The 8,782-nt window shown below is 71.6% G+C and carries 8 protein-coding genes and 1 pseudogene; 4 read left to right on the top strand and 5 right to left on the bottom strand.

What is annotated here, in order from left to right:
• Positions 1–533, bottom strand: a pseudogene (locus A5714_RS10615) (DNA polymerase Y family protein); the annotation flags it as partial.
• 3 nt (positions 534–536) lie between these two features.
• Positions 537–1,223, bottom strand: coding sequence for a hypothetical protein (locus tag A5714_RS10610; RefSeq protein ID WP_068065980.1), 687 nt, complete (start codon positions 1,221–1,223; stop codon positions 537–539).
• Positions 1,224–1,336: 113 nt separating this feature from the next.
• Between A5714_RS10610 and A5714_RS10605 the strand changes: the two genes are divergently transcribed.
• Positions 1,337–1,909, top strand: coding sequence for a hypothetical protein (locus A5714_RS10605; protein ID WP_082959681.1), 573 nt, complete (start codon positions 1,337–1,339; stop codon positions 1,907–1,909).
• A 137-nt stretch (positions 1,910–2,046) separates the two neighbouring features.
• Here A5714_RS10605 and guaA read toward each other — a convergent pair whose 3' ends face one another.
• Positions 2,047–3,639: a glutamine-hydrolyzing GMP synthase gene (guaA, locus tag A5714_RS10600; RefSeq protein WP_197513637.1), complete on the bottom strand. Its 1,593-nt coding sequence runs from the start codon at positions 3,637–3,639 to the stop codon at positions 2,047–2,049.
• A gap of 121 nt (positions 3,640–3,760) precedes the next feature.
• Here guaA and A5714_RS10595 point away from each other — a divergent pair, with 121 nt between their 5' ends.
• Complete coding sequence (locus A5714_RS10595; RefSeq protein ID WP_068065969.1) at positions 3,761–4,510, top strand: beta-phosphoglucomutase family hydrolase; 750 nt, start codon at positions 3,761–3,763, stop codon at positions 4,508–4,510.
• The gene (locus A5714_RS10590; RefSeq protein WP_068285084.1) at positions 4,507–6,873 is read left to right on the top strand and encodes a glycoside hydrolase family 65 protein; all 2,367 of its coding nucleotides are present in this window, start codon (positions 4,507–4,509) and stop codon (positions 6,871–6,873) included. Before A5714_RS10595 ends, A5714_RS10590 begins: the two co-directional genes overlap by 4 nt.
• Here the strand turns inward: A5714_RS10590 and A5714_RS10585 are convergent.
• Positions 6,867–7,433, bottom strand: coding sequence for a TetR/AcrR family transcriptional regulator (locus A5714_RS10585; protein WP_068075273.1), 567 nt, complete (start codon positions 7,431–7,433; stop codon positions 6,867–6,869). The two genes, A5714_RS10590 and A5714_RS10585, sit on opposite strands and share 7 nt — an antisense overlap.
• 60 nt (positions 7,434–7,493) lie before the next feature.
• Between A5714_RS10585 and A5714_RS10580 the strand changes: the two genes are divergently transcribed.
• Entirely contained in the window at positions 7,494–8,399 is a 906-nt protein-coding gene (locus A5714_RS10580) for a TauD/TfdA family dioxygenase (protein WP_068075276.1), read from the top strand.
• Here the strand turns inward: A5714_RS10580 and A5714_RS10575 are convergent.
• Positions 8,396–8,782 (bottom strand): GMC oxidoreductase (locus A5714_RS10575; RefSeq protein ID WP_197513636.1); only part of this gene is annotated, 387 nt, incomplete at its 5' end. The genes A5714_RS10580 and A5714_RS10575 overlap by 4 nt on opposite strands.

Raw genomic sequence — 8,782 nt, 5'->3', positions numbered from 1 at the left:
GCCAGTTGGCGGATCGACAGCACCGCCAGGAACCGCGCGTCACCCCCCGGCTCCACGACCCGGCCGGCCCGCGCGGCGAAGACGGCGGTGGACAGCCGGTCGGCGATGCCGACCTGACACTCGGCGCCGGCGCCCGAGCTGACGGCCACCGCGTCGGTCAGCCGTTCGGCGGCGTCGGCCTCGGATCCGAAATAGCGGGCCGCCCCGCGCACCGGCAACACCATCAGCCCGGGCCGCAGCACCTCGGCGCGCGGCACCAGGTCGTCGACGGCGGCGACGACCGATTCGAAGAAGCGGGCGTCACGGTCCGCGTCGGCGGTCACGACGTGCAACTGCGGGCACCGCGCCGCCGCCTCCCGGCGCCGCAACCCCCGCCGCACCCCGGCCGCGCGGGCGGCCGACGAGCAGGCGATCACCCTGTTGGCCAGCGTGACCGCGACCGGGGCGGTCGCGGGCAGGCCCGCCGCCGCCACCGCCGCGACCGCCGGCCAATCCATGCACCAGATCGCCAGCACCCGGGACCCCGCCATCACGATTCACCCGGCCCGCGCCCGGGCGGTCACCGGCCGTCCGGCGCACACCCCGCTGACCTGCAGCCGCACCCCGCTGATCCGCCCGAAGCCGGGCGCCGGCCGGTCGCGGTCGCCCGCGGCGAAGTCGTAACCGCAGACCCGGGCCGCCAGCCGCGTCGGCGCCCCCTGCCACTCGCCGCCGGTGACCAGCACGGTGCAGCCCTTGGCGCGGGCGCGGGCCACCACCGCCCGCGCCCGGGTCTGCGGCACCCGGCGCCCACCCAGGCCGAGGACCACCAGATCCATGCCGTCGACGAGCACCGCGGCCACCTCCACCGGGTCGGTTCCGGGATCCGGGATCACCGCCAGCCGGCTCAGGTCCGCCCCCATCTCCGCGGCGGCCAACAACCCGATGTCCGGCTGACCGACGATGGCCGCGTTGCCCCCCGCCGCCGTCACCGCGGCCACCATGCACAGCAGCAGCGACCGGGCCCCCGAAAGCACCGCGACCGTCCCCCGCGGCATCGGCAGCGCGTCGGCGAGCCACGCCGGCAGCGCCACCCGGGCGCCCGAGTCCGGCAGCAGCTCGTCGGCGCGGGCGCCCGCGGCCCCGCCCGTCTTCGCGGAGATGCCCGCCATCCGGCGGCGTAGTGATTCGAGCTGCTCAGCCCGGGTTTCCGGGGCCTGATTGGAGGCGAAAGCCGCGGTCATGACCAGCCTCCATTCGAAAGTATGTTCGATACTTTTCGAAGTAAACACCCGCCCTCCGACAACCGTCAAGCGACGTGAGAGGCTGCTTTATGCGGTCGGTACTGGTGTGGCCAATGGTGCTTTTTTGGTGCCTTTCCGCGGCGCCGGGCCGGGCCGCGCCCTGTCAACCGGCGGAGCTGTTCGTCTCCGACAACGCCGATCCCCTGTTCGTCTCGCAAGCCGCCGAGACGCTCGCCCGCAACGGCGACGCGGTGACCGGATCGACACCGCTCGACGGGGCCTACTGGTCCCCCGCGCTGGGGCGGCTGACGTTCGAGCGTTCGCGCGAATTCCACCTGTGCGGCGCGGACGAATCCGCGCTGCACGCCGGCGCCGAGGCGCTACGCCGCCAGTTCGACCAGGAATCCGTGTTGACCTTCGACTACCTGCCCCCGCAGACCCCTGGGGACAACGCGATCCTCATCACCGTGCCGAACATCGACATCGGCCGCCTCGGCGACGCGCTGGCTGCCGACCCGGCAGCCCGTACCCGCCTGCGCGGAGGATCCGTCAGCACGACCGATCACACGCTGAGCCTGGTCGCCGGCGAAGGCGACCGGGAGGTCGCCCGCAGGCTCGTCGGCGAGGTGGGCGGCAACTGGGATGTGGCCGCAATCGCCGATGGCAGAAGCGAATTCGTGGAGTAGCCGCCGAACGTGAAGCTAACTTCACGTTCGGGCTCGAGCGTGAAACTAACTTCACGCTCGGCAGGCGCTCGGCAGGCGCTCGGCCGGCGCAGGCCGGCCGAGGCAGCAGCGATCTGGCTGAATGACCCGCCGGGCGCTCACTCCCACTCGATGGTGCCCGGCGGCTTGCTGGTGATGTCGAGCACCACGCGGTTGACCTCCGGAACCTCGTTGGTGATGCGCGTGGAGATGCGCTCGAGCACCTCGTAGGGCACCCGGGTCCAGTCGGCGGTCATGGCGTCCTCGCTCGTCACCGGTCGCAGCACGATCGGGTGGCCGTAGGTGCGGCCGTCGCCCTGCACGCCCACCGAGCGCACGTCGCCGAGCAGCACCACCGGGCACTGCCAGATCAGCTTGTCCAGTCCGGCGGCCGTCAGCTCCTCGCGGGCGATCGAGTCGGCGCGGCGCAGCGTGTCCAGCCGCGCCGCCGTGACCTCCCCGACGATCCGGATGCCCAGGCCCGGGCCCGGGAACGGTTGGCGCCCAACGATTTCCTCCGGGAGCCCCAGCTCACGCCCGACCGCGCGCACCTCGTCCTTGAACAGCAGCCGCAGCGGCTCGACGAGGGCGAACTTGAGGTCGTCGGGCAGACCACCCACGTTGTGGTGACTCTTGATGTTCGCGGTGCCGCTGCCGCCGCCGGACTCCACCACGTCCGGGTACAGCGTGCCCTGCACCAGGAAGTCGACCCGAGAGTCGCTGTCGCCCACGATGTCTCGCACGGCGCCCTCGAACGCCCGGATGAACTGGCGCCCGATGATCTTGCGCTTCCCTTCGGGATTGGTCACCCCGGCGAGCGCCGCCAGAAACGTGTCCGCCACGTCGACGGTGACCAGGTTCGCCCCGGTTGCCGCCACGAAGTCGCGCTGCACCTGCGCCCGCTCCCCGGCGCGCAGCAGCCCGTGGTCGACGAACACACAGGTCAGCCGGTCGCCGATGGCCCGCTGCACCAGCGCGGCCGCGACGGCGGAGTCCACGCCGCCGGACAACCCGCAGATGGCGCGGCCATCACCGATCTGCGCCCGGACCTGCTCCACCAGCGCCTCGGCGATGTTCGCGGGCGTCCAATCCGCCCCCAGCCCCGCGAAGTCGTGCAGGAACCGGGTGAGCACCTGCTGCCCGTGCGGGGTGTGCATGACCTCGGGGTGGTACTGCACGCCGGCCAGCCGGCGGGCACGGTTTTCGAACGCCGCCACCGACGCGCCGGCGCTGCTGGCCACCACGTCGAAACCCGCCGGCGCGGCCGTGACCGCGTCGCCGTGGCTCATCCACACCGGCTGCACCTCTGGTAGACCCGAATGCAGTTCGCCGCCAACGACTTTGAGCTCGGTGCGACCGTACTCGCTGGTGCCGGTGCGGGCGACCGTGCCGCCCAGGGCCTGCGCCATGGCCTGGAACCCGTAACAGATGCCGAACACCGGCACCCCCAGGTCGAACAGCGCCGGGTCGAGCTGCGGGGCGCCCTGCTCGTAGACGCTGGACGGGCCGCCCGAGAGCACCACCGCCAGCGGATCGCGGGCCTTGATCTCCTCGACGGTGGCCGTGTGCGGGACGACCTCGGAGAACACCCGCGCCTCCCGCACCCGGCGGGCGATCAACTGCGCGTACTGCGCGCCGAAGTCGACGACCAGCACCGGTCGAGCCGGCGCACCGGACGCCTCGGTTGCCTCGTGTTCAGCGGATTCGGCCACGGGAGAAGTCTAGTGGCCGCCGCGAGTCGCCCCGACGGCTGGCGAGAGGCATGGCGGGCATGGTGGAGTGGGTATCGCTTAACCAGTCCCGCGACAAGACCTGAAGAATCGAGGATCGCCGGTGAGTTCAGCGCTGGGTCTGCCAGAGAAGGTGCGCGCCTGTCTGTTCGACCTCGACGGCGTGCTCACCGACACCGCCAGCGTGCACAACAAGGCCTGGAAGGCCATGTTCGACGCCTTCCTCTCCGAACGGGCCAAGCGCACCGGCGAGGAGTTCGTGCCGTTCGACTCGGGCGCGGATTACCAGAACTACGTCGACGGCAAGAAGCGCGAGGACGGCGTCCGGTCGTTTCTGCAGAGCCGGGGCATCGAGCTGCCCGACGGCGACCCCGACGACCCCGACGACGCCGACACCGTGTACGGGCTGGGCAACCGGAAGAACGACATGTTCCAGAAGGTGCTGCACGACGACGGCGTCAAGGTGTTCGAGGGGTCGCGGCGCTACCTCGAGGCCGTCGCCGACGCGGGCCTGAAGGTGGCGGTGGTGTCGTCGAGCGCCAACACCCGCGACGTCCTCGAGATCACCGGGCTGGACCGGTTCGTGCAGCAGCGGGTGGACGGCGTCACCCTGCGCGAGGAGCACATCGCCGGCAAGCCGGCCCCCGACTCCTACCTGCGGGGCGCGCAGCTGCTCGACGTGCCCGCCGACGCGGCGGCCGTGTTCGAGGACGCGATCTCCGGCGTGCAGGCGGGCCATGCCGGTAACTTCGGGTGCGTGGTGGGTGTCGACCGGGTGGGCCAGGCCGAGGAATTGCGGCGCAACGGCGCGGACGTGGTGGTCAGCGACCTCGCAGAGCTGCTCGCGCAGTGATCTCCCAGGAGGCCTTTCCGGTCGACCCGTGGCTGATCCGCGAGACCAAACTCGACCTCAACGTGATCGCCCAGTCGGAGTCGCTGTTCGCGCTGTCCAACGGGCACATCGGGCTGCGCGGGAACCTCGACGAGGGCGAGCCGCACGGCCTGCCCGGCACCTACCTGAACTCGTTCTACGAGATCCGGCCGCTGCCCTACGCCGAGGCCGGCTTCGGCTACCCCGAGGCCGGGCAGACCGTCGTCGACGTCACCAATGGCAAGATCTTCCGGCTGCTGGTCGGCGACGAGCCGTTCGACGTGCGCTACGGCAACCTGCTGTCCCACGAGCGGGTGCTGGACCTGCGCGCCGGGACGCTGACCCGCCGCGCGCACTGGTGCTCGCCGTCGGGCAAGCAGATCAAGCTGGTCTCGACCCGGCTGGTGTCGCTGGCGCAGCGCGGCGTCGCCGCCATCGAATACTGCGTCGAGGCCGTCGACGAGTTCGTGCGGGTCACGGTGCAGTCCGAATTGGTCGCCAACGAGGACCAGCCGGAGACGTCGGGCGACCCCCGGGTATCGGCCATCCTGGAGAACCCGCTGGTGGCGGTCGACCATGAGAGCACCGAATGCGGCGCGCTGCTCATGCACCGCACGCGCAGCAGCGCGCTGATGATGGCCGCCGCGATGGACCACGAGGTCGACGTCCCCGGGCGCGTCGAGATCTCCAACGACGCCCGCGACGACCTGGCCCGCACCACCGTGATCGCCGGGCTGCGGCCCGGCCAGCGGCTGCGGATCGTGAAGTACCTCGCCTACGGCTGGTCGAGCCTGCGGTCGCGCCCCGCGCTGCGCGACCAGGCCGCCGCCGCCCTGCACAGCGCCCGCTACAGCGGCTGGCAGGGGCTGCTCGACGCGCAGCGCAAGTACCTCGACGAGTTCTGGGAGAACGCCGACGTCGAGGTCGAGGGCGATTCGGAGTCGCAGCAGGCGGTGCGGTTCGGGCTGTTCCACATGCTGCAGGCCAGCGCCCGCGCCGAGCGCCGCGCGATCCCCAGCAAGGGCCTCACCGGCACCGGGTACGACGGGCACGCGTTCTGGGACACCGAGGGCTACGTGCTGCCGGTACTCACCTACACCGCCCCGCACACGGTCGCCGACGCGCTGCGCTGGCGGGCGTCGACCCTGGACCTGGCCCGGGAACGGGCCGCCGAGCTTGGCCTGCGCGGCGCCGCGTTCCCCTGGCGCACCATCCGCGGGCAGGAGTGCTCGGCGTACTGGCCGGCCGGCACGGCCGCCTGGCACATCAACGCCGACATCGCGATGGCCTTCGAGCGCTACCGCGTGGTCACCGGCGACGAGTCGCTGGAGGCCGACTGCGGCATCACGGTGTTGATCGAGACCGCGCGGCTGTGGATGTCGCTGGGCCATCACGACCGCCACGGCGTCTGGCACCTCGACGGGGTCACCGGCCCCGACGAATACACCGCGATCGTGCGCGACAACGTCTTCACCAACCTGATGGCCGCCCACAACCTGAACGTCGCCGCCGACGCGTGCAACCGGCACCCGGACACCGCCAAGGCCCAGGGTGTCACCACCGAGGAGATGGCCGCCTGGCGCAACGCCGCGGACGCCGTCAACATCCCCTACGACGAGGGGCTGGGCGTGCACCAGCAGTGCGAGGGGTTCACCACGCTGGCGGAGTGGGACTTCGAGACCAACAACAGCTACCCGCTGCTGCTGCACGACGCCTACGTGCGGCTCTACCCGGCCCAGGTGATCAAGCAGGCCGACCTGGTGCTGGCCATGCAATGGCAGAGCCACGCCTTCACCGCCGAGCAGAAGGCCCGCAACGTCGACTACTACGAGCGGCGGATGGTGCGCGACTCGTCGCTGTCGGCCTGCACGCAGGCGGTGATGTGCGCGGAGGTCGGGCACCTGGAGCTCGCGCACGACTACGCCTACGAGGCCGGGCTGATCGATCTGCGCGACCTGCACAGCAACACCCGCGACGGCCTGCACATGGCGTCGCTGGCCGGCGCCTGGACGGCGCTGGTCGGCGGATTCGGCGGCCTGCGCGACGACGAGGGCATCCTGGCGCTCGACCCGCAGCTGCCCGACGGCATCGCGCGGCTGCGATTCCGGTTGCGCTGGCGCGACTTTCGGCTGACCGTGGACGCCAACCACGCCGACGTCACCTACACCCTGCGCGACGGGCCCGGCGGCGAGCTGGCGATCCGGCACGCGGGCGAGGAGCTGGTGCTCAGCACCGAGGAGCCCACCACCGTCGAGGTACGCAGGCGCGAGCCGCTGCTGCCGCCCCCGCCCCAGCCGCCCGGCCGGGAACCGCTGCGCCGGCGCAGCCTGTCGCGCACTCAGTGAGGCTCGAGGACCCGCGTCATCTCGGTGGTGATCGCCGCGCGTAGTTGCGTCTCGGTCAGTTCCTCGATGCCGGTGGCCGACCGCAGGATCGGCGCGAACAGCCGCCAACCGAATTGCAGCGCAAGGGCGTTGGCGACGGCGAGGCGCGCGCTGGTCTCATCGTCGTATTTCGGCAGCACCCCGTCGAGCAGGGCCGCGATGTTGGGGAACAGCTTTTGCAGCTTGCCGGCCGGGTAACCGTCGAGCACCGTGCGCGCCATCACCCGCATCTGCCGGTCCATGGCCCGCTCGACGACGTCGTGGGGCGACTCGGCGCGCAGCAGCTCGGTGAGGGTGGCGCCCAGGTGGTCGAGCACCGCGCCGACGAGCTGCTCCTTGGTGCCGAAGTGCCGGAACACCAGGCCGTGGTTGACGTGGGAGCGCGCCGCGATGTCGCGGATCGAGGTGGCGGCGGGGCCGCGCTCGGCGAACAGTTCGGTGGCGGCCTCCAGGATCGCCGCGGCCACTTCCGCCCGGCCGGTGGGCGTCTTCCCGGCGCCCCTTGCGGAAGCTGTAGTCATCTGACTACAGTAGCGCATGTAGTCATCTGACTACACCATTTTCAGGCAAGGACGAACGACATGACAGGTCAGATAACGGTCACCAAGCTCGGCGCCCGGATCGGCGCCCGGGTCGACGGGGTGCGCCTCGGCGGCGACCTCGACGACGCCGCGGTCGACACGATTTACCAGGCGCTGTTGGCCCACAAGGTGATCTTCTTCCGCCACCAGCATCACCTCGACGACGCGCAGCAGCTCGCGTTCGCCCGGCTGCTGGGGACGCCCGTCGGCCACCCGGCCGCCGCCATGCTCGCCGGCAAGGACGAGCCGACGATCACGCCGATCAACTCCGAGTACGGCAAGGCCACCCGCTGGCACACCGACGTCACGTTCGCGGCGAACTACCCGGCCGCGTCCATCCTGCGGGCCGTCACCCTGCCCGGCTATGGCGGCTCGACGCTGTGGGCGTCGACCACGGCGGCCTACGAGCAGCTGCCCCAGCCGCTGCGGTGCCTGGCCGAGAACCTTTGGGCGGTGCACAGCAACCGCTACGACTACGTCGGCGACGAGGCGGTCGACTCGGGCAACGACGCGCAACGCGCGTATCGCGCCGCCTTCCAGAAGCCGGACTTTCGCACCGAGCACCCGGTGGTGCGGGTGCACCCGGAAACCGGCGAGCGTTCCCTGCTGGCGGGCGACTTCGTGCGCAACCTGGTGGGCCTCGACGCCCACGAGTCCGCCGCGCTCCTCGACCTGCTACAGCGCCGAATCACCATGCCGGAGAACACCATCCGCTGGTCATGGGCGCCCGGCGACGTCGCCATGTGGGACAACCGCGCCACCCAGCACCGCGCCATCGACGACTACGACGACCAGCCGCGGCTCATGCACCGCGTCACGCTGATGGGCGACGTGCCGGTCGACGTGCACGGCGAACGCAGCCGGGTGCTCAGCGGCGCACCGCTCGAGGTGCTCGCGAGCGCCTAACCGGCGGTCGAGCGGACCGGGGTGATCGGCACCCACCGCAGCGCGCCCGGCGCGGCGGCGGGAACCACCGGCCGCTCGGGCGGGATCGGGTTCATCCGGCGGTAGGTGTCGCCCTGCAGCGGCCGCTCGTCGTTCTCGCCCTTGTTCGGCCACAGCGACGCGGCCCGCTCGGCCTGCGCGGTGATGGACAGCGACGGGTTGACGCCCAGGTTGGCCGAAATCGCGGCCCCGTCCACCACGAACAGCGTGGGGTAGCCGTACACCCGGTGGTAGGGGTCGATGACCCCGTGCTCGGGGCTGTCACCGATCACCGCGCCGCCGAGGAAGTGCGCCGTGAGCGGCATGTTGAACAGCTCGCCCCAGGTGCCGCCCGCCACACCGTC

This window comes from Mycobacterium sp. E2462, from assembly GCF_001672685.1.
Taxonomy (GTDB): Bacteria; Actinomycetota; Actinomycetes; order Mycobacteriales; family Mycobacteriaceae; genus Mycobacterium.
This window is presented reverse-complemented; position numbering and strand designations above follow the sequence as displayed.